Source organism: Limibacter armeniacum (assembly GCF_036880985.1).
GTDB lineage: Bacteria > Bacteroidota > Bacteroidia > Cytophagales > Flammeovirgaceae > Limibacter > Limibacter armeniacum.
In genome coordinates, this window is record NZ_JBAJNO010000009.1 from 2,790,054 (window position 1) to 2,812,183 (window position 22,130).

General features: G+C 40.0%; 16 protein-coding genes. 7 read left to right on the plus strand and 9 right to left on the minus strand.

Features of this window, described 5'->3' with window-relative positions:
* Positions 1-82: 82 nt before the first annotated feature.
* The 5 genes from V6R21_RS29370 to V6R21_RS29390 all read left to right on the plus strand — a co-directional run bounded on the left by V6R21_RS29370 (position 83) and on the right by V6R21_RS29390 (position 6,237).
* Entirely contained in the window at positions 83-1,870 is a 1,788-nt protein-coding gene (locus V6R21_RS29370; RefSeq protein ID WP_334247070.1) for an ABC transporter ATP-binding protein, read from the plus strand.
* Positions 1,871-2,020: 150 nt separating this feature from the next.
* On the plus strand, positions 2,021-2,491 hold the full coding sequence (locus tag V6R21_RS29375; RefSeq protein ID WP_334247071.1) for a hypothetical protein: 471 nt from the start codon (positions 2,021-2,023) through the stop codon (positions 2,489-2,491).
* 132 nt (positions 2,492-2,623) lie between these two features.
* Positions 2,624-4,339, plus strand: coding sequence for a single-stranded-DNA-specific exonuclease RecJ (gene recJ / locus V6R21_RS29380; protein WP_334247072.1), 1,716 nt, complete (start codon positions 2,624-2,626; stop codon positions 4,337-4,339).
* 55 nt (positions 4,340-4,394) lie between these two features.
* Positions 4,395-5,201: a rhomboid family intramembrane serine protease gene (locus V6R21_RS29385; RefSeq protein ID WP_334247073.1), complete on the plus strand. Its 807-nt coding sequence runs from the start codon at positions 4,395-4,397 to the stop codon at positions 5,199-5,201.
* Positions 5,202-5,331: 130 nt separating this feature from the next.
* Positions 5,332-6,237, plus strand: a complete 906-nt coding sequence (locus tag V6R21_RS29390) for a rhomboid family intramembrane serine protease (RefSeq protein WP_334247074.1) — start codon at positions 5,332-5,334, stop codon at positions 6,235-6,237.
* A 62-nt stretch (positions 6,238-6,299) separates the two neighbouring features.
* Here V6R21_RS29390 and V6R21_RS29395 read toward each other — a convergent pair whose 3' ends face one another.
* The 7 genes from V6R21_RS29395 to V6R21_RS29425 form a co-directional block, all read right to left on the minus strand.
* Positions 6,300-7,463, minus strand: coding sequence for a 5-(carboxyamino)imidazole ribonucleotide synthase (locus V6R21_RS29395; RefSeq protein WP_334247075.1), 1,164 nt, complete (start codon positions 7,461-7,463; stop codon positions 6,300-6,302).
* A gap of 74 nt (positions 7,464-7,537) precedes the next feature.
* A complete protein-coding gene (gene purD / locus V6R21_RS29400; protein WP_334247076.1) occupies positions 7,538-8,809 on the minus strand; it encodes a phosphoribosylamine--glycine ligase in 1,272 nt (423 codons plus the stop codon).
* Positions 8,810-8,959: 150 nt separating this feature from the next.
* Positions 8,960-11,143, minus strand: coding sequence for a DNA helicase RecQ (gene recQ, locus V6R21_RS29405; protein WP_334247077.1), 2,184 nt, complete (start codon positions 11,141-11,143; stop codon positions 8,960-8,962).
* A 584-nt stretch (positions 11,144-11,727) separates the two neighbouring features.
* Positions 11,728-12,774 carry a response regulator gene (locus V6R21_RS29410; RefSeq protein ID WP_334247078.1) on the minus strand — a complete coding sequence of 349 codons (1,047 nt, stop codon included), beginning with the start codon at positions 12,772-12,774 and terminating at the stop codon, positions 11,728-11,730.
* Complete coding sequence (locus V6R21_RS29415) at positions 12,746-14,398, minus strand: hybrid sensor histidine kinase/response regulator (RefSeq protein ID WP_334247079.1); 1,653 nt, start codon at positions 14,396-14,398, stop codon at positions 12,746-12,748. Before V6R21_RS29415 ends, V6R21_RS29410 begins: the two co-directional genes overlap by 29 nt.
* Positions 14,399-14,580: 182 nt before the next feature.
* Positions 14,581-15,039: a response regulator gene (locus tag V6R21_RS29420; RefSeq protein WP_334247080.1), complete on the minus strand. Its 459-nt coding sequence runs from the start codon at positions 15,037-15,039 to the stop codon at positions 14,581-14,583.
* Positions 15,040-15,086: 47 nt separating this feature from the next.
* Entirely contained in the window at positions 15,087-16,628 is a 1,542-nt protein-coding gene (locus tag V6R21_RS29425) for a sensor histidine kinase (protein WP_334247081.1), read from the minus strand.
* A 250-nt stretch (positions 16,629-16,878) separates the two neighbouring features.
* On the opposite strand from V6R21_RS29425, the gene V6R21_RS29430 reads away from it, so the two are divergent.
* Both V6R21_RS29430 and kdsA read left to right on the plus strand, forming a co-directional pair.
* Positions 16,879-18,690 (plus strand): ABC transporter ATP-binding protein, encoded by a 1,812-nt coding sequence (locus V6R21_RS29430; protein WP_334247082.1) that lies wholly within the window; start codon positions 16,879-16,881, stop codon positions 18,688-18,690.
* Positions 18,691-18,764: 74 nt separating this feature from the next.
* Positions 18,765-19,550: a 3-deoxy-8-phosphooctulonate synthase gene (gene kdsA / locus V6R21_RS29435; RefSeq protein WP_334247083.1), complete on the plus strand. Its 786-nt coding sequence runs from the start codon at positions 18,765-18,767 to the stop codon at positions 19,548-19,550.
* Between the two features lie 82 nt (positions 19,551-19,632).
* Here the strand turns inward: kdsA and V6R21_RS29440 are convergent, their stop codons facing one another.
* On the minus strand, positions 19,633-20,403 hold the full coding sequence (locus tag V6R21_RS29440; RefSeq protein WP_334247084.1) for a phosphosulfolactate synthase: 771 nt from the start codon (positions 20,401-20,403) through the stop codon (positions 19,633-19,635).
* Positions 20,404-20,708: 305 nt separating this feature from the next.
* Positions 20,709-22,100, minus strand: a complete 1,392-nt coding sequence (locus tag V6R21_RS29445; RefSeq protein ID WP_334247085.1) for a tetratricopeptide repeat protein — start codon at positions 22,098-22,100, stop codon at positions 20,709-20,711.
* Between the last annotated feature and the right edge of the window lie 30 nt (positions 22,101-22,130).

The following is a 22,130-nucleotide window of genomic DNA, read 5'->3' on the forward strand; positions in this document are numbered from 1 at the left end:
AAAGAACTTATTACCTTTGCTTTTGCTACACGATAGCTTTAGCGTAAAGGCATGAAACAGCAGACATTAATACAGCATCTGAATGAAAGAGCTTAGACATCTCAATAAATATCTTTACAAATACAAAGGACACCTTTTTATGGGGACGTTGTTCGTCATCCTGTCCAATATATTTGCCATTGTACCAGCCCAAATGGTAAGGCATGCACTTAACCTTGTACTCGATGCGCTGAATGTGTATCCGCTGTTTGATGGGGGACAGTTGCAAGATTCATTCCGTTCAGACTTCTACATGACCATTCTGTTCTACGGTTTGCTGATTGTAGCCATGGCATTTCTTCGAGGGGTATTCCTATTCTTTATGCGTCAGACCATTATCGTGATGTCTCGTCTGATTGAGTACGATTTGAAAAATGATGTATTCAAGCATTATCAGTCATTACCGCTGAGTTTCTATAGAAGAAACAATACAGGGGACTTGATGGCTCGTATTTCCGAAGATGTTAGTAAGGTCCGGATGTACCTTGGCCCTGCGATTATGTATGGCATTAACCTGACAGTATCTTGTATCTTGATTATAGGCTACATGCTGACGGTAAACGTAAAGCTTACCTTGTGGGCTTTGGCGCCACTTCCTTTACTTTCAGTGAGTATCTATTATGTAAATAACCTGATTAATAAAAGGTCTGAAGCTATTCAGAAAAGCCTTTCAGGAATGTCAACTTTTGTACAGGAAGCATTCTCAGGCATTCGTGTGATCAAGGCATTTGTCAGGGAGAAAGATTCAGCAGGCTTGTTTGATGATGCAGCCAATGACTATACAGACAAGCAGTTGTCTTTGGCTAAAGTAAATGCCCTTTTTTATCCTTTGATGTTGGTGCTAATTGGCTTGAGTACTATTCTTACGGTGTATGTTGGAGGTATTGAAGTGATTAGAGGCTCTATCACACCTGGTAATATTGCAGAGTTTATCATGTATGTCAATATGCTTACATGGCCTGTAACATCATTGGGTTGGGTAACAAGTATTGTACAGCGAGCAGCAGCATCTCAGAAGCGAATCAATGAGTTCTTGCATACTGAAAATGAGATTGTCTCAATCAGTAATTTGGAAGAGCCGATCAAAGGTAAAGTAGCTTTTGAAGATGTGACATTGGTATACCCTGATTCAGGTATTGAGGCGGTAAAGAAGGTATCTTTTGAGATAAACGAAGGAGAGACACTGGCAATTTTGGGGACAACAGGCTCAGGAAAGAGTACGATTGCCAACCTGCTTTGCCGTATGTATGATCCAACAGATGGACGAGTATTGATCGATGGGAGAGATATCAAGCTCTTTGATATCAATCACATTCGAAATAAAATGGGGTATGTACCTCAGGATGTATTCCTATTCTCAGACTCAATCCGTAACAATATAGCCTTTGGTAAGGATGATGCGACAGAGGAGGAAATCATTCAGGCAGCCAAGGATGCAGACCTTTGGAACAATATATCCATGTTTGACAAGGGCTTGGAAACAGTCTTGGGAGAAAGAGGGATTACCCTTTCAGGAGGACAGAAACAGAGAACATCAATTGCACGTGCATTGATCCGTAAGCCTACTGTTCTGATTTTGGATGATTGCCTTTCGGCTGTGGATACCAAGACGGAGAATGCAATCTTGAATAACCTGCAAGGTATTATGGAGAACCGTACCAGTGTCATTATTTCTCATAGGGTATCATCTGCTAAGTTGGCAGACCGTATTCTGGTATTGGATCAGGGAGAAGTTGTAGAAACAGGCACGCATGCAGAACTTATGGAAAAGCAGGGAGCTTATAAGGAGTTGTATGAAAAGCAGGTGAGTACAGGTACCGAAGCTGAATAGTTATCAGTGGTTCAGCTTCTAAACGTATGTCTTTTATTAGGACGTATTTTATATTATAATTGAATTATACTTCCATATAACCTATAAATATTTTAGGTTATGATAAAGTATGATATTACCATAACTGATATAAGAAATAGCTAAAAACCTATGAATGACGCCTGGTACCAAGTCATTTACCAGCTACAAGAATATTTTACCGTATGGGCAGTGCTGTTGGGGGCAAGTGTCATCTCTATGCTGGTATTTCTGATTTATAATCCCAAAAAGAAGTTTCAGACCGAAGAAGATCGGATGCAATACCTTTTCAACGAGCTGAAAGTCTCCAAAGCCAATGCTGATAAGATCATGGAAGTTTATGAGCAGCGTTTGGAGGACAAAGAGCTGGAGATAAAGCAGAGAGAACGCCGTCTGAAAAGTATTGAAGAGCAAATTGCAGCACAGGAAAGCGATTTGTTGTATGTGACTGATTTGCCTGAAGACCTTCAGGGACGTATTGTCACAGCCAAGCGCCGAACCAATTATAAAATGCTGCTGCTAGGTATCTTATTTGGAGGACTAGTAGGGGTGATTTTAATGTTGTTGATATTAAATCAGGATACCCTGATGTCATGGTTCTAGCAACCTGAATAAAACATTGATAAACTGAAACGAAAGGTCAGAAACAGGAATTAGATTTTTGTTTCTGACCTTTCGTTTTATCTTTTGAACTCAAAACTATCTTACTCTGCTGAGAGTATAATTGAGATATACATGAAGCACACCGTTTGGAAAATAAAAGAACAGGCAACGCCAGAACAGGTAGGGGTACTTTGTAACGCTATTAACGTTAGTGCCCCAATGGCATCTTTGTTATTTCAGAGAGGTGTAACAGATTATGATTCAGCTAAAAAGTTCTTCAGAGGAGGTTTATCGCTTTTGCATGACCCTGCACAGATGGCAGACATGTCAAAAGCAGTAAACCGTCTGTCAGAAGCATTGGAAAATGAGGAGCAGATTCTGTTTTATGGCGACTACGATGTAGATGGAACGACTTCAGTCGCCATGTTTTTGTCATTTTTCAAAGATGTTTATCCGTATGTTGACTATTATATTCCAGATAAATACCGTGAAGGATATGGGATTTCCGATAGGGGATTAGCATATGCAGAAGAAATAGGGGCAACGCTTATCATTACTTTGGATTGTGGTATTCAGGAAGTAGAACAGGTTCAGAAAGCGAAAGAAAGCGGGATTGAGGTTATCATCTGTGACCATCATCAACCTGATGATGTATTGCCATCGGCAGTAGCCATACTGAATCCAAAGCGTGAAGACTGCCCTTATCCGTATAAAGGACTTTCAGGTTGTGGAGTTGGGTTTAAGCTGCTTCAGGCTTTTTGTCAGGAGCATGATGTGCCAGAGGATGATCTTTGGAGACTAACAGACTTGTTGGCTGTAAGTATAGCTTGTGATATTGTACCGATTACGGGAGAAAACAGGGTTTTAGCCAAAGAAGGGTTGAGGAGGTTGGAATCAACAGAGAACTATGGGCTTCAGGCATTGATGAAAAGAATCAAAGGAGATGAGCCAGTGACAATTTCCAAGTTAGTATTTGGTATGGGGCCAAGGTTGAATGCAGCAGGTAGAGTAGCGCATGCCAATCTTTCAGTTAAGTTATTGACTTCTAATTCTCATACAGAGGCTGAAAACTTTTTGAAAGATATTGAAACAAAGAATCAGCAAAGGAAAGCGTATGACCAGTTGGCAACTGCTCAAGCACTACAGATGATTAAAGAAAATGGATGGGGAAATAGGTTCAGTACCGTTTTATACCATCCTGATTGGCACAAAGGTGTGGTAGGTATCGTAGCATCACGTTGTACGGAGGTATATTACCGACCTACAGTCGTATTAACTTTTTCAGATGGTTTTGTAACAGGTTCAGCACGTTCGGTCGGTGACTTTGATCTTTATGGTGCTTTGCATGAATGTCGTGAATATTTTATTTCCTTTGGAGGACATAAAGCTGCCGCTGGGATCAAGCTCCTGCCAGATGATGTAGACAGTTTTAGAGTAAAGTTTGAAGAGGTTGTCAAAAACAAACTTAATGGGGAAGAGTTTGTAGAAGAGTTACCTATAGATGTTTGTTTGAATTTGGATCAGGTAACTGCCAATTTTTATACCCTAATACAGCAAATGCGTCCTTTTGGTCCCGAAAACCGACAACCCCTATTTATGTCAGAAAGGCTGAACGTCTCAGGGAATGTAAGGGTTTTAAAAGATAAACACCTGAAGTTTACCGTCAGGCAGGAGGGTAGGTTACATCGCTATGAAGCCATAGGATTCGGGATGGCTACTGACTATTTGTCACTTTTGGAAAGTGGAGAGTCTTTTGATATCTGTTACCATATACAAGCTAATGAATATCGTAACAATCGTTTCTTACAATTAGTCATTAAAGATATAAGAATACATGGCAAGGCTTGAGGAATAGTATTACTTGACTAAGCTTGCTGCCAAACTATAAAACCGCTAAAACAATATGGGAGGAATTGTCATAACGCCAGTTGTGCGTACACTACTACTGATCAATGTTGGGATATATGCCGTTCAGGCACTTTTGAACCTACCATTAGATGACTGGTTGGGGTATCATTATATTCACTCAAGTGAGTTTCAGCCATACCAGCTGATTACGTTCATGTTTGTACATGCCAATTTTGATCACCTATTCAGTAATATGTTGGGCTTGTTTTTCTTTGGGCCTGTTTTGGAACATGTATTGGGACAAAAGCGTTTTTTGGTACTCTATATGGTAGCTGGAGTTGGTGGAGGGTTACTTTATGGCGCATTGAACTACTATGAGGTCCATCAAATTGAAGTAGCTGCCAGAGAGTTTCTTAATTCTCCAACACCTGAGTTGTTTCAGCAGTTTATTACTGATCATGGAACAGCAGTAGGAACCTGGCTATCACAAAATGAGGCTTATGCTTTGGCTTATGATCAGTTGCCAGCCCATCCAGAAAGTGCAGCATTGATAGATAAAGCATCTTTTATAGTAAAAGAGATCTATGGCTTTTTCTCAGGCATACCAATGGTAGGGGCCTCAGGAGCAATTTTTGGTATCTTGATTGGTTTTGGATACCTGTTTCCTAACAAACAGATTATGTTACTTATCCCACCGATTCCAATGAAAGCTAAATACCTGATTGGTGCATACTTGGCTTATGAAGTGTACATGCTTTGGAGACAAAACCCTGGTGATAATGTTGCACACTTGGCACACTTGGGGGGAGCCTTATTTGCGTTTATTTTGTTGAGAAATTGGGGTTACAAACCAATGAGCTAAACAATATAAACCCCTTATTCGTAATCATAATGGAAGGTTTTGTATTGAAATATTAATATTTACATATTCCTCCAAATTGATTACATTGTTGTAAATATTTGATGGTCCATTCCAATGAAGATATAAGCAGATGAACAGTTTTGTTACCGACCTGAAAGCAACCTGGAATAAACCAAACAGTGGTTTGGCAAGGCTAATAATCATTAACGTCATTGCTTTTGTAGTAATGAGTTTGATTTCCTTGGTCTGTAGGTTTACGGGGTTTGAAGGCTTTTTTAATGAGTACATTTTTAGGAATATCGCCTTGCCGCCGGATATAAGTGATTTTATCGTCAGACCTTGGACGTTGATTACTTATTTTTTCAGCCATAGCTTACAGGAGTTCTTCCACATATTGTTCAATATGTTGATGCTCTATTGGTTTGGAGTTATTTTTATGGAGTTTTTGGGAAGTCGAAAGCTTGTGGTACTGTATATCTTGGGAGGATTAGTTGGTGGACTTCTATACCTCACAATGTATAATCTTGTTCCTTACTTTATTAGTAGACAGCCTGTGGGGATGATTGGAGCTTCTGCATGTGCTTATGCAATTGTGGTAGGTGCAGCAACACTGTCTCCAGATTATCGAATGAACCTGCTTTTCTTTGGGCCTGTAAAAATCAAATATATAGCAGCGGTTACAATCTTCATTTCACTGATCGGAACCTCAGGAGCAAATGCTGGCGGTAATTTGGCACACTTGGGTGGAGCACTGATAGGGTTTGTTTACATCAAGGCACTTAAAGCCGGAACAGACTTGGGTAAGCCGGTATCAGCTGTATTGGATTTCTTCTCTAATATTGGAAAACCATCATCCAGCCTAAAGGTGACTTACCGTAAGAACTCAGGTTCAAAGAAGGGAAAGGGGGCAAAAGATGGAGAGCCAGATCAAGAGATTGTAGATGCAATCTTGGATAAGATTTCTGAAAAAGGGTATGAAAACCTAACTCAGGAAGAGAAGCAAATCCTGTTTAAAGCGAGTCAGAAAAAAGGTTAATAATCTTAGAATAATAATAAATGAAAAGGGAATCTGAATTACTCAGATTCCCTTTTTTAATATCAGTCATTGCCGTTTTCAATCTCTTTTGTAATCACCTTAAGGTTTTCTTTTACAAAGTTGATTTTTTCTAGCAGTTTGTCCTTGTCTTCATCAATGATGGTCACGTGACCCATCTTACGGTGAGGCTTGGTATAAAGCTTACCATACAAATGGACATAGATTCCTTCTTGAGCAAGAACTTCATTCAGTCCTTCATAAACAGCTTTTCCTTCATATCCAGGTTCGCCCAATACATTTACCATTGCAGAAGGTGTACGCAGTTTAGTGCTACCCAAAGGCATATCCAATATAGCTCTTAGATGTTGCTCAAACTGAGAAGTATAGTTGGCTTCGATTGTTTGGTGACCGCTGTTATGTGTTCTTGGAGCAATCTCGTTTACAAGGACTTTTCCATCCTTTGCAACAAAAAGTTCTACCGCCAGCAGACCTACAAACTCCATTTTGTTTACAAGGTCAGTTGCAATCTCTTCTGCTCTTTGTGCTACCTCTTCTGAAATCTCAGCAGGTCCCAACAGGTAATCTACTAAGTTAGCATCATGGTAAACCAATTCAACTGGAGGGAAAGCTTTTGTCTCTCCTTTTTTGTTACGGGCAATAATGATAGAGATCTCTTTTTCGATATCTACGAGTTTTTCTAATACTGAAGGAGCATCAAAAGCTTCTTCAAAGTCTGACTCGTCTTTCAGTTTCAGAACGCCTCTGCCATCATAGCCGCCTTTTCCGATTTTTTGTACAGCGGGTAGGAAATTCTTGAAGTCTTCAAGCTCTTTTTTGTCGCTGATCAGGAAGAAGTCAGAAGTAGGAATATCGTTTTCACGATAGAACTGCTTCTGTGTACGCTTGTCCTGAATCATGCGGATCAGGCTAGGTTGAGGATAAACCTTAACTCCCTGTCTTTCGAGCTCTTCCAATGCCTCTGTGTTTACATTTTCGATTTCGATTGTAAGCACGTCCACATCTTCTCCGAACTGCATTACGGTTTTGTATTCCGTAAGTGCTCCTACCACAAATTCATCTGCTAGATTGCTGCATGGTGCCGACGGGTCTGGATCCAATACTTTTGTATACAGATTCAGGTTGATACCTGACTGAATGAGCATCCTCCCGAGTTGTCCGCCTCCCAGAACACCTAACTTGAATTGCTTGTCCGCTTGTTCTTGCATAAAAAATGGATATAGTGATTAATTGTAGTGTAGGAAAAGTAGAAAGCTACTTTTCCTGACAGTACCTCATACTATTAAAGATCAAAACCGATATCGGTTCTGTAGTATTTCTTTTCAAAGTTTACTGCTTTAGCAGCTTCAAAAGACTTGGCCAATGCTTCATCTTTATCCTTGCCAAATGCTGTTAAGGCGATTACACGTCCACCTGCTGTAACTACTTCACCAGCTTCGTTAAAGGTTGTTCCAGCATGGAAAGGAATTACATCTTTTACCTGACCAATGCCAGTCATGACTTTACCTTTCTCATAGCTTTCAGGATAACCACCTGATACAAGCATTACTGTTGTTGCTGTCTCTTCTGTGAACTCAACAACTGCCTTTTCCAGCTCTTTGTTTCCTGCCAGCTCAAAGATTTCCAGCAAGTCTGATTTCAGACGAGGGATAACTACTTCTGTCTCAGGATCCCCCATTCTTACATTATATTCGATTACATAAGGCTCTCCGTCACAGTTCATCAGACCAAAGAAGATAAAGCCAGTATAATCGATATTGTCTTTCTGAAGTCCTTCAATTGTAGGTTTGATGATTCGCTCATCTATCTTTTTCATAAAGGCATCATCAGCAAATGGGACAGGAGAGATGGCACCCATACCACCAGTGTTCAGTCCTGTATCGCCTTCACCAATACGCTTATAGTCTTTAGCAGAAGGCAATGTTACATAGCCTTTGCTATCTGTCAAAACGAAAACAGAAATTTCAATACCAGATAAGTACTGTTCGATCAGAACCTGATTGCTGGCTTCGCCAAACTTGCCTTCCAGCATTTCTTTCAGGTCACTTTTAGCCTGATCAAGGTCTTCTGTAATGATTACTCCTTTACCAGCAGCTAAACCATCCGCTTTCAATACATACGGAGGTTTTTGCTCTTCTAAAAAGGCATATCCAGCTTCAAGTTCAGCCAGCGTAAAGCTTTCAGCAGCAGCTGTAGGGATACCATGTTTTAGCATAAACTGCTTACAGAAGTCTTTGCTACCTTCTAATTCGGCACCGGCTTTTTTAGGACCAATTACTTTGATGTGAGACAGTTCCTGTTTTTCAGCGAAGTAGTCAGCAACGCCTTCTACCAATGGAGCTTCAGGTCCTACCACTAACATGTCTATTTCTTTTTCCAAAGCAAACTTGCTGAGTGCTTCAAAGTCCGTAACACCAATGTTTACGTTTTCTGCCACATCAGCAGTACCTGCGTTGCCCGGTGCCACATACAGCTTTGTCAGTTTAGGGCTGGAAGCCAGCTTCCAAGCAAGTGTATGCTCCCTTCCGCCGGAGCCAAGAACTAATACATTCATTTTAAATAATTGGTCTGAGATTAAATGATATAAGAAGGAATGTGCCACAAGGAATCATCCTTCCTTTTTCACGGTGCGAATATGGCAAAAAAAAACAGGCTGGAAAAGTGATGTTACCAGCCTGTTCATGATATTTATATCAGTTACAGATTACATTGCTAATTCTGATAGGAATTTGATTCGCATTAGACGGATTTCATCTTCTGAAATATCTTCATCCAATTCATCTAATGCTTTAGAGAGACTGTCTGTTTCAGCTTCCATAAAGTAATCATAGATTTCATCAATCTTTTCGTCATCCATGATTTGCTCTATGTAATAATCAAGATTCAGCTTTGTGCCAGAGTAACAAATGTGCTCAATCTCAGAGAGTAAGTCATCAAAGCTCATCCGCTTGTTGTCCGCAATGTCCTCAAGGTCCATTTTTCGGTCAATCTGCTGGATGATATAGATCTTGATTTTTGACTTGTCTACGGCTGATTTGACTACTACGTCAGACGCTGTTTCAATCTCATTTTCTTCCACATATTTTTTGATCAGCTCTGCGAAAGCCTGACCAAATTTGCGTGCTTTACCCATTCCGACACCATTAATTTGTGCCAGATCCTGAATTGTAGTAGGATAAAGTGTTGCCATTTCCTCCATAGAAGGTTCTTGGAAGATGACATAAGGGGGAAGGTTTTTCTGCTTGGCAATTTTCTTACGAAGCCCTTTTATCAATTCATAAAGTGCTTCATCGAAAGATAGCGCTGCAGCAGGCTCTTCAGTATCGTTTTCTTCCACCTGTTCATTGGAGTAATCATGATCCTTGGTGAGCATTACAGCACTTGGCGAATCCATGTAGTCTAGGCCCTCATCAGTTACCTTCAGTATTTTGATGTTGTCTGTATCTTTTTGGATAAAGTTCAAAATCATAGCCTGACGGATGACGGTTTCCCAGTAGGCCTTGTCTTCATTACTTCCCTTGCCGTATACTTCAAGGCTGTTATGGTTATAGCTGTTCACATATTGATCATCTATTCCCATAATGACATTGATAATATGTTCAATGCCAAAGCGCTGTCCTGTTTGGAGAATCGCTTTCAAAGAAAGAAGAACTGCGTCTTTACCTTCAAACTCTTCGTGTTTTCTGCGACAGTTGTCACAGTGTCCACAGTTTTTGCCCATATTTTCTCCAAAGTAGTGGAGCAGTTGTCGTGGGCGGCAAACAGAGGAGTTGGAGTAGTAAGACATTTCCTGCAACAGTAGTCGAGCATTGTCACGCTCTGTTACAGGTTTGTCTTTATTGAATTTCTCTAGTTTCTGAATGTCTTTAGGGCTGAAGAACATCAGACATTGCGATTCAATGCCATCACGTCCTGCACGTCCTGTCTCCTGATAGTATCCTTCTAATGACTTTGGAACATCATAATGGATAACGAAGCGGACATCAGGTTTATCGATCCCCATACCAAAAGCAATTGTCGCAACAATTACATCAACATCCTCATTTAGGAACCCATCCTGATTGTTCATCCTGATAGAAGCATCCATACCTGCATGATATGGCAGAGCTTTCACATCATTGACACGCAAGAATTCAGCAATCTCTTCCACTTTCTTTCTGCTCAAGCAGTAGATAATGCCAGATTGTCCTTTGTGCTGCTTAATAAACTTAATGAGTTGCTTTTGAGGGTTGACCTTTGGTCGGACTTCGTAGTAGAGGTTTTCCCTGAAGAAGGAGGATAGGAAAACATCTGCGTCTTCCATACTGAGGTTTTTCTGTATATCAGCCCTAACTTTAGGTGTGGCTGTGGCAGTCAGGGCAATGATCGGAAGTCCATCTCCCAACTGCTCGACTATCGATCGAATACGGCGGTACTCAGGTCGGAAGTCATGACCCCATTCTGAAATACAGTGAGCCTCATCAATTGCAGCAAAGCTCAAATGACAACTTTGAAGCAAGTCTATATTTTCTTCCTTGGTGAGGGACTCAGGCGCTACATAAAGTAACTTTACCTCACCCGCAAGGAGTTGTTTCTTAACCTTATTGGCTTCACTTTTTGAAAGTGTTGAGTTCAGGAACTGTGCATTGATCCCAACAGCATTCAGCTGATCAACTTGGTTTTTCATCAATGCGATAAGTGGTGAAATAACAATGGCAGTCCCGTCTTTAACGAGGGCGGGTAGCTGATAGCATAGCGACTTTCCCGCACCTGTAGGCATGATTACGAATGTATTTCTGCCAGCCAATATATTTCTGATAATATTTTCTTGTTCCCCTCTGAACTGATTGTACCCAAATACTTCTTTTAATTTGAGCCTCAAGCTGTCATCAATCTCTGTTCTTACCATGGTGTAAGTAAGTTACTTCACATTAATCGTTCGTTTCGAATAAAAATCTGAATCATCAGTTACTTAAAGGCTAAAAGCCCAGTACCCGTGAGTATGTCCACATCGCTCACCAAGTTGGAGTGTTGTGTTATATAGGTCACGCCTATCAATTCTAATTTGCCAAAATATTCTAAGGAGCAGCTGTCAATGGCTAGCTACATAGTGGTTGTTACTTTATTGCAATATGAATTTACTAAATAGGACTTAGTTTTCATAATATTTTTCCTTTGAAATGTCCGATTTTGGAACGCTGTTTTAAGACTTTTAAGTTTAACTATACGTATTAAATATGTGATTTTTTCAAGATACTGATGAGTAGGTTTTTGGGTGAAATTCGTGTGAATAGACATTCACACTGTTGGGTAGAAGTTGCTTATTTATGCAGTATGCTATTTGTTAGATAAGCCTAAAAATGAAATATTAAAATGTACAAAAGCAAGGCTGTGATAGAAGGAAAAAGCCAGTTGTTACTAGGTGAAAAAATTATTAAGATGAAAAAAAATCTGACTTTTTCCTTTCTGTAATGTATTTGATTGTGAGTGAGTTTAGTGACTTACCCACTCAAGTTTCGAACGGTTTAGAATCACAATGTTCTTATCTTTTACTTCAATCAGCTTTTCATCTTTGAAATCTGATAGTGTTCTGATCAATGTTTCTTTGGCAGTACCAACAATCTTTGCCAAGTCATCTCTAGTAATAGGCATTTTACCTGTCTCTTCTTGTTTACGATCTAGGTCAAGTAATACCTCTGCAACACGTTGTCTTACTGAGCCATACGCCAAACGAAGCATTTTTTCCTCATTCTCTACTACTTCGTTGGTCAGCATCTTGATGAACTTGTGTGATACATCACGGCTTGAGTGAACTAGCGTAAAGAAGTCTTCTTTAGGAATCATGCTGATTTCACAAGCTTCCAAGACTGTAGCAGTTTCATTGTAGGCAATGTCTTCCAGCAGGGCAACATAACCTAGGAATGAACCCGGACCATGAATACCTGTAATATATTCTTTGCCATCTTCATTCGTTTTAAAGGTCTTGACTTTACCGTTTACTACATAGAGCAGGGAGTTCGGGTAGTCACCTTCATAGAAAAGAACACTCTTCTTTTTATAAGCACGCGTCTTGCGATTCTCTGCCAACTTATCGAGATCTTCAAGTCCTTTGGCGTCATTGATAAACGCTTCAAGCCCTTCTTCTCCTTTATCATATTGCTTTTTGATGATCTCATTCTTTTTCAGACGGCTTTCAATCGCGTCCAAAAGCTCCATATCATCAAAAGGTTTTGTCAGATAGTCATCAGCACCATGACTCATTCCCTTTCGGAAATCGGATTTTTCAGCTTTTGCTGTCAAGAAGATAAATGGGATACTAGCTGTTTTAGGGTCTTTGCTAAGGGCAAAGAGTACACCATAGCCGTCCATTTCAGGCATCATAATATCACTGATAATTAAATCAGGAAGCTCTGCCCTAGCTTTTTCAACACCGACTTTACCATTTTCGGCAGTAACAACGTCGTAATTGGAGAGTTCAAGGATTTCGGCAGTGTTCTCTCTCATCTCAGGATTATCTTCTATCAGAAGAATCTTTTTCATGGTGATAGTAGGTTTGTTTTGGAATAGTAATTTTAAAAGTGGTTCCTTGATCTGGGATGCTTTCGAACTCGATTTGTCCGTCTACCAGATCCAAATATTTTTTTACAATGTACAGACCGAGTCCTGTCCCTTGTATGTTAATCGCATTTTCGGCTCTGAAAAAGCGACTAAATAGGTATTGCTGGTCTGTTTCAGGAATGCCGATCCCTTCGTCTTTTACAGAGATAGTAATATCGTTTTCTTCATTACTTGAAGTTACCCATATATTTTTATCATTTCCTGAATATTTGATAGCATTTGAAATCAAATTAATCAAAATGTTTTTCAGGAGTTGTCCATCTGTCTTAAAGTCAATCGCTTCTCCAGTATGCGTGTAGACAATGCGTTGGTTCGGTTTTTTGACAGCACTCATTTCATCACAGACCTCATCTATAAAAGCGGAGAGGTTTATTTTTGAAAGGTGAGTGATGGCTTTCCCTTCTTCCAGCTTACTGATTGATAGGAAATCATTGAGAATCTGGGTCAGGTTGTTGACACTTGACTTGATTCTGTTGATGTGCTTGTTTCGTTTTTCGGCTTGTTCTTCTGTGTTGTATCGAGAAATAAGTGAAACAGATGAAAGTATCGTACTTAGAGGTGTACGGAACTCGTGTGAAGCCATTGAAACAAAGCGTCCTTTCAGCTCATTCAGTTCTTTTTCTTTATTCAGGGCTTTACGGATCTCATTTTCTGCTTTTTTCTGATCTGTAATATTCATGGCTACGACCAGAATCTGCTTTACTTTTCCTTCGCTGTCAGGCATTGGAACAGCATTGAAAGAGTATTGGCGGTTTCGGAACTGTACCTCAAGCATCACTTCTTCACCATTAAAAGCGCTCTTGATGCTTTGTGTCAGGGAGCTGTTTCCTTGAGCGAATAGCTCTTTTGCATTAGGTAGAAACTTGCCTGTTAGTTCCTCAGGGTTTAAACCCAATGAATGCAGTTCTTTACCCTCTACAAATACAAATCTGAGGTTAGCATCCAATACACATATGATTCCGTTGGGGAAGTTCTGGGAAATAGTTTGGTAGATATGCTGACTTTCACGGAGTGCTTCTTCAGCTCGTTTCCGTTCTTTGATTTCCTTTTGAAGATCATGGTTCATTTGCTGAAGTTCCAGTACGGCTTCATTCAGCTGGTGGGTACGCTGATGCACCCGTTCTTCCAACTCTTCATTGAGTTGTCTTATTTTTTGTAAGTTCTGACTATGCTGGATGCTGTGTCGTATTGACTTTTCCAGTTGGGCAGCATCAAGTTTCCCTTTGACCAGATAATCGAAAGCTCCTAGGTTCATTGCTTTCTCATCAATTTCAAAGTCGCCTTGTCCTGTCAGTAAGATGAATGGTTTGTCGTTTCCTTCGTTTTTAGCTTCTTCAATGATCTCAAGCCCATTTTTGGCTCCTAATCTATAATCAACAATATAAACATCGTGTTCAGCTTGTTTTATTTTCTCCAAAGCTTGATGATAAGATCCCGCCCAATCCAACTGATAATCCTGAACAACAATGTCTTCTATAAGGTCACAGGTAATCAGATAGTCGTCTTCATCGTCATCAATTAAAAGTACTTTTATAACCTCTCTCATAGGTCAAGTTTTGTTATGGAAATAAGATATGGAGATACAAAGAAATTATATTATCAATCTTAGCAATTTAGTGAAGTCGGCAGGATATAAGGATGACTTAGGTCAATCCTTTTAGGTGAGAATCACAGGTAGAGGGCATAAAAAAGCCGACAAGAGTGAGTTGTCGGCTTCGGTTGTAACGTTTACTTAGGCAATTTTACCAGTTCAATCCAGTATTTGCCTAATGTTTTAATAGTATCTACAAGAGAGTCAAATGAAACAGGCTTCGTAATAAACGAGCTGACACCCAACTCATAGGTATCATGAATATCATCTTCATCGGAAGAAGTAGTCAGTACCACAATCGGAATCATTTTAAGCGAAGGGTCAGACTTGATTTCCTTCAATGCTTCCCTTCCGTCTTTTTTTGGCATGTTAAGGTCCAATAATATTAGGCCTGGAGTTGGAAACTCTTTTTCATCTGCATATTCCCCTTCATGCTTAAGGTAGCGTACCAGTTGATCCCCATCTTCAACAAAGATTAACCTGTTGAGTAGTTTACATTCTTCAAACGCTTCCTCTGCGAGCATACGATCTTCTGGATCGTCATCTGCATAAAGGATTACAAAAGGGTTTCTGCTGTTTTCTGATAAATTAGACATAAAAGTAAAGAAGAAGTTCTCTAGTCTATATATTAAAGTGTTTTCACTTATGAAGTTGCATTCATGTCCAAGGTAATAGTGAATGTGGCACCGTGTTCAGTATTACTTGCTGCACTTATATCTCCACCATGCCTTTGGGCAATCTTCTTACAGATTGCTAATCCTATACCTGAACCTTCATATTTTCGGCCTTCAAGCCTAGTGAAAATTTGAAATATCTTGTCTGCGTATTTTTCGTCAAAACCAATACCATTGTCGATAAAAGAAAGTTCCAACATATTATTAGGACCATGGTTGAATGTTCTCATGGTCACATTAATTTCAGGAGCTATATCATCTCTTCTGAACTTGATGGCATTACTGATCAGATTCTGAAATAATTGACGTATCTGAGTATGGTCAGCATTGACAGTCGGAAGTTTTGGAATATTGACTTTTGCATTAGCTTGTTCAATTGCTATTTCCAAGTCACTGATAACTTCATCCATAACTTGATTCAGGTCAACAGCCTTAAATGGTTTTGCCTTTGATGTGACACGAGAGAATGCCAGTAAATCGTTAATCAGCATCTGCATTCTGGAAGCCGAGTTTAGCATGCGTTCCAGATAGTCTTTACCTCTTTCGCTGAGGTTGTCATAATCTTTTTGCAGTATGCGATCTCCGAATGTACGGATCTTTCTCAGAGGTTCCTGTAAATCATGCGAACTGATATAGGCAAAGTCTTCCAACTCTCGGTTACTACGTTCCAGTCTTCTGGTATACTGTTTAAGCATGTTTTCACTACGCAAAAGCGCATCCGCAGCAACCTTTCTTTCGGTGATATTTTCGGTAAAGATAATAATACCTCCAATTTCTCCATCATGATCACGCCAAGGGTGAGCTTCCCAACGCATCCACATCTTGCTGCCATCCTCATAAATGATTTCATCTTCTTCACAGGTGATGATGTCTCCCTTCAGGCAATGCTTGTAGGCAGCACTCCATCTTTCCTGATAGTGAGGAAAAACCTCAGGATGTGGCTTATTCAGATAGTCCAGATCAGTAAACTTGTAATCTTTTACCCATCTGGAGCTAACAATCAGGTAGCGTAGCTGATCGTCAAGCATGGCAACAGCAGCAGGAGTGTGCTTAACAAAATACCAAAGCAGCTCCTTGCTTTTGATCAGTTGTATCTCCGCTTTCTTTCGCTCAGTAATATCTGTTACAAAAGCTACAGCATATTGCTTGTCACGGATAGTTATACTGTTAATACTGACTTCTACTGAAAACAGACTACCATCTTTACGTAGTGCTGGAAAGTCCTTTCCAAGTCCCATTGGTCTAGCACTAGGGTGGTTATGGAAATTATCTCGATGTTGTTTATGGGGGCCTCTGAGCATTTCAGGCAATAGCTTATCCACATTCATCTCCAGCATTTCTCCACTGCCATAACCAAACAATTCCTCTACTTTAGGGTTAGCCATCAGGATCTTTCCTGTTTTGTCGGCTATAAGTAACCCCTCTGCAGATGACTCGAAGATAGCAGATAATACTTCGGCACTGTTGTCGATAAGTAATGATTGATGGTCTTTGCTCTTGAAATCGCCCATGTTTCCCAATGTTTATTCCTATCAAAGATATTAACAGTCCGTATATTTCAAAAGTGAATATCTTCTCTTGCTTTGTGTATAAAGATACCACCCTATGTAAAGATGATGGTTTTAAGAATGTTAGACTAGTTTAGTCCAAAAAAATATACAAATAGTTGTTTATAGAGGGGAATTTGATTCCTGTATTGTATTTATTGCATGGCAAATTTTATTTCATAACGATATAAGTGGGGTAACCCTAAAAAATACTATGGCATTGTTCAGAAAGATGGCAAGCAAACAGCAGGCTACAGAAAAGAAAAAAAAGTTGGATGGAGGCAGTTTAAAGAGACTGTTAGGAATCTTCCGGTTTATGGCTCCCTACAAAGGCTATTTTGTGGCGGGCATGATATGTCTATTCTTTTCTAGTACGGTATTGCTGGCATTCCCATATTTTACTGGTGAATTGGTAAATGCAGCAGTTGGTGTAAATGACAACAGTTGGCTAGAAAGCATTAATCAGATAGCGTTGGCTTTGGTGGCTGTATTTGCTGTTCAGAGTATATTTTCATTTTTCCGCATCCTCTTTTTCGCACAAGTTACGGAGCATGCAATGGCAGACTTGAGAGAGGCACTTTACAGAAAATATATCAGCCTGCCGATGGCATTTTTTGATAAGCGCAGAGCAGGAGAATTGTTTAGCCGTATTACAGCTGATGTGTCCCTGCTTCAGGATACATTCTCAACAACTTTGGCTGAATTGTTCAGGCAAGTATCCATTCTGGTTTTTGGGGTGTCGATTCTGTTCTTCAAGAACTTTCAACTAACGGCATTTATGCTCCTGACTTTCCCTGTTCTTGTAGTGGTGGCATTGGTGTTTGGTAAGTCTATCCGTAAGCTATCAAAGAATACGCAGGATGAGTTAGCAAGTACCAATGTGATTGTAGAGGAAATGTTACAGTCTGTTAGTGTGGTAAAGGCTTTTACCAATGAGTTGTTTGAGATTAACCGTTACAGTAACTCTTTACAGAATGTCGTGAAGATCGCATTGAGAACAGCCACCTTTAGAGGGGCATTTGTCTCTTTTATTATTTTTGGTCTTTTCGGAGGTATTGTACTCGTGCTTTGGTATGGTACTACTTTGGTAAGTGAAGGAGCCATTAAAATAGGAGACCTTTTCTCATTCATTATTTATACCATGTTTATCGGAGGCTCAATTGCGGGCTTGGGTGATATCTATGGTAAGTTACAGAAAGGAGTTGGCGCTTCTGATAGGGTACAGGAGATCTTGGATGAGGCAACTGAATACGAAATCAATGAAGAGGTAGCTGCACTTCCACTGAAAGGAAACATTTTATATGAAAATGTACGTTTTGCTTATCCGACAAGGGATGAGATTGAAGTGTTGAAAGGAGTGAATCTGGAAATAGGCGCAGGAGAAAAAGTAGCATTTGTAGGAGCTAGTGGAGCTGGTAAATCTACAATGGTGCAGACATTACTTCGATTCTATGACCTCAATGGTGGAAGCATTAAAGTAGACGGTGAGGATATAGCTGGCTACGACTTGATAGCTTATAGAAGTAATATTGGTATTGTTCCTCAAGAAGTGATCTTGTTCGGAGGAACTATTCGTGAGAATATAGCCTATGGTAAGCCAGGTGCTTCGGAGTCAGAAATCATAGAGGCGGCACAGAAAGCAAATGCCTATGATTTTATCATGAGTTTCCCTGAAGGACTTGATACTTTGGTTGGTGAACGAGGAGTGAAACTGTCTGGAGGACAACGCCAAAGAATCGCCATAGCAAGAGCGATATTGAAAGATCCTGCTATCCTGATTCTTGATGAAGCAACCAGTTCATTGGATGCTGAGTCAGAAAAACTGGTACAGGATGCGCTGAATGTATTGATGGAGGGAAGAACAACTATCATTATTGCACACAGACTGACAACGATCAGAGAAGTAGATAAGATTTGTGTGCTGGATAATGGACAAATTGTAGAGATGGGTGCGCACAATGAACTGGCTGACAAGCAAGGAGGGATTTACAATAACCTGCTGAACCTGCAAATGCAGAATATGTAACAAAGTATTGGGGGATGATGTGTGAGATGATAACTTTGCAGCACTTAAGTAAAGAACACTAATTCATTACGATAATGACTTTATACGATAAACTGAAATCGGGACCTTTTATCATATCAGGACCGTGTGTGATTGAGAATGAAGCGATGATCATGGATTTGGCTGAAACGCTAAAGAAGATGATGGAGGAGCTCAATCTGACTTATATCTTCAAAGCGTCTTTTGATAAGGCAAACCGTACGTCGGTAGATTCATACAGAGGACCAGGACTTGAAGAAGGTTTGAGAATCTTGCAAAAGGTTAAGGATACATTTGACTTGCCTGTTACGACAGACATTCACGAAGCTTCACAGGCAGCTCCTGTAGCTGAAGTAGTAGATATCTTACAGATTCCTGCATTCCTTTGCCGTCAAACAGACCTATTGGTTGAGGCAGGGAAAACAGGCAAGATTGTCAATATCAAGAAAGCGCAATTCCTGTCTGGAAAAGACATGATTCATCCTGCTAAGAAGGTTGAAACAACTGGTAACCATCAGGTGATGTTGACAGAGCGTGGTAAATCATTTGGAAATAATGACCTTGTAGTGGACTTCCGCGACATTATCGAGATGCAGGAGTTTGGGTACCCAGTAGTAATGGACGTAACTCATTCTTGTCAGAAGCCGGGTGGAGCAGGTGCTAAAAGTGGAGGAAACAGTGCTTTCGCTCCTTATTTTGCTAAAGCAGCAGCAGCGGTTGGCGTAAGAGGATTCTTCTTTGAAACTCACCGTAACCCAGCAGAGGCGCTTTCAGATGGACCAAACATGGTAAAACTGGATGAGTTTAAAGGTGTATTGGAAGATGTGAAAAAGCACTTCTAATCATTACTTAAACTGCTGATAAAAAAAGAATCCGTAACTGGTGAAGCATTTAAGCTCAATCACCAATTACGGATTTTTTTATTTACTTCCACTCGTTGTTGAGGAAGTGATCAAATGTATCACCTCTTAGACCGAGTCTGATTGTTTCTAATGGAATAACTTCATTAGGAGCAATATTGCCAAGGTTAACGTTTGAGCCCATTAGTTTGATAAACCAAACTTGTTGTGCTTTTTGAGGAGCCTCCCAAATGATCTTTTCATAAGGAATCTGTGTCAGGATTTCATCAACCAAACCAGTTCTTACCTCACCTGAAGATCTGAAAAGCCCAACATTTCCACTTTCACGAGCTTCACCGATTACTTTCCACGCACCAGCGCTAAGCTCATCAGTCATTAGTTGAATCCATTTGTAAGGAGGAATGATTTTTTCAGCATCCTTGGATCCAACTTCAGAAAGTACAGTAACTTGTTCTGAAAGCTGTCTGATATATTGGCATTTTATATCATGTGGCATTTCAAGTGAACCGTCTGAAACTTCAGCAAGCTCAAGTCCAAACTTGTCAAGTACTCTTCTGTAATCATCAAATTGGTTTCTTACTACGAATGCTTCAAAGAGTGTTCCGCCAAAGTAAACACTAATACCGGCATCCTTGTATATTTTGATTTTCTCTTCGAGTTTTGGATAAACATATGAAGTAGCCCATCCCAGCTTAACAATGTCAATGTAATCTCCAGAAGTTTCCAAAACATCCTCGACCTCTCTTAGAGACAACCCTTTGTCCATGACCATGGTCAGTCCTTTCTCACGAGGCTTCAACGCTCTTTCCGGAATATTTTCAAGGACGTAGTTCATCTTTAATTGTTTTGAGTGTGAAATTTAGTATAAGTACTTACGCATAGTATGTGTAAAAAACATTTCCCTCCTCAGTCAAAACTGTATGGCTACATGGAATGACCCAAGAAAAACGAGTACAAAGAAATCAATCTAAATAATCATTTTCAAATAAAATATGTGAATATATATATAAATAGCCATGTAATAGATAGTCTGATTTATAATAACTTGAGGATATTATAGGTGAAGTACAATAAAAAAAGCTGCTAATGTTATGGGAAAACATAAGCAGCTTTAAAGCTTTATATCTCATTGAAAATCGATCAGTCAGAGAAATGCTGAATCATTTTCTGCAAGGCTTTCTGCATTTCAACTTCAGGAAAATATTCAAATAGCTGAATATGCTTTTCTCTGTCCAATGTCAAGGCTTGTTCAAGGTATTCACAGGCTTTGTCAAGGTTACCAATAAGTAAGCTATAGGCAGTTGCACGATAAAGCAAGTCAGCGGATTCAGGCAATTCATCGATCGCATCTTCTATCAACTCTGCTGCTTGTGTCAACTTGTCATTATCCTTGAGCGCTTCAGCCCAGTTAAGCCATACCTCAGCATTGGCAGGGTTGAGGTTGGAGGCTGATTTGTAAGCATCCAACGCAGCGTTAATATTTCCTAATGCACCTTCGGCTTGGGCAAGTGCTAACCAATATTCATCCTTAAACTGGTTCAGTTGCGTGGCTTGAGATAGGTAATGCACAGCCTCCATGTATTTATCCAGCTGTCTGAGGCATTCTCCTCCTCCAAACCATGCTTCATCATAGTCCTTGTCAAGGTCAGTTGCCTTTTTGTAGTACTTTAGGGCAACGTTATAATCCTCCATTTTCTCAGTAGCAGCTGCAATATGACAGTATACCTCTGCATTCGGGCCTTCATGCTCCAGCGTGTTAAGATAAGAGCGGAAAGCACTAGGGTAATCCTCCATATTCATATAGCAGTGCCCCATATTGAAATAGGCCGATGAAATGGTTTCATCAATCAGTGTGGCATATTCATAAGCATTCAAAGCTTCAGTGTCCTGACCTGTGCCACTATATATGATGCCCATGTTGTACCATGCGTAGGCATTGTATGGGTCTTCATCAATAAACTGTTGGAAAAACTCAATGCCTTCTGTCTGTTTTTCAATCTGGTTGAGAGAGAAAGACATTTCGTGAACAGCATCTTCATGTGTAATATCTTCTAACAATGCTGATTGATAGTATTCAATGGCTCTTTCGTATTTGTTGTATGATTGATAAGTAAAGCCAATACAGTAAAGTACTTCGGCTTTGTCTTCTGCTAGGGTAAGGGCTTTCTCATAATATGCGACAGCATCTTCGTAATTGTTGAGTGCTGACAACAGCGAAGCTTTACAGAAGAGCACATCAAACTCATAAGGTTGAATGCTCTCAGCAACTTCAATTACGTTAAATGCTTCTTTGAACTGCCCCATAAAAGTGAGTGTACGTGCTTTGTGAACCAGGATTTCCACTGAGTAGGGATACTGATTGTTGGCCACGATACATACCTTGAGTGCTTCCTCTGCCTTGGCATTGGTAATGTAGTACTCAATCATGTCCTCGAATACATGCAGGTCAAAAAACTGGTTGCGGTTTTCTTTTAGCATCTTTTCGAACCGGACAAGCGCATCATTAAGTTCTTTGTTGTGAAAATCCGCCATTAACGTATGATATAAGATGGTTTAAAAGAC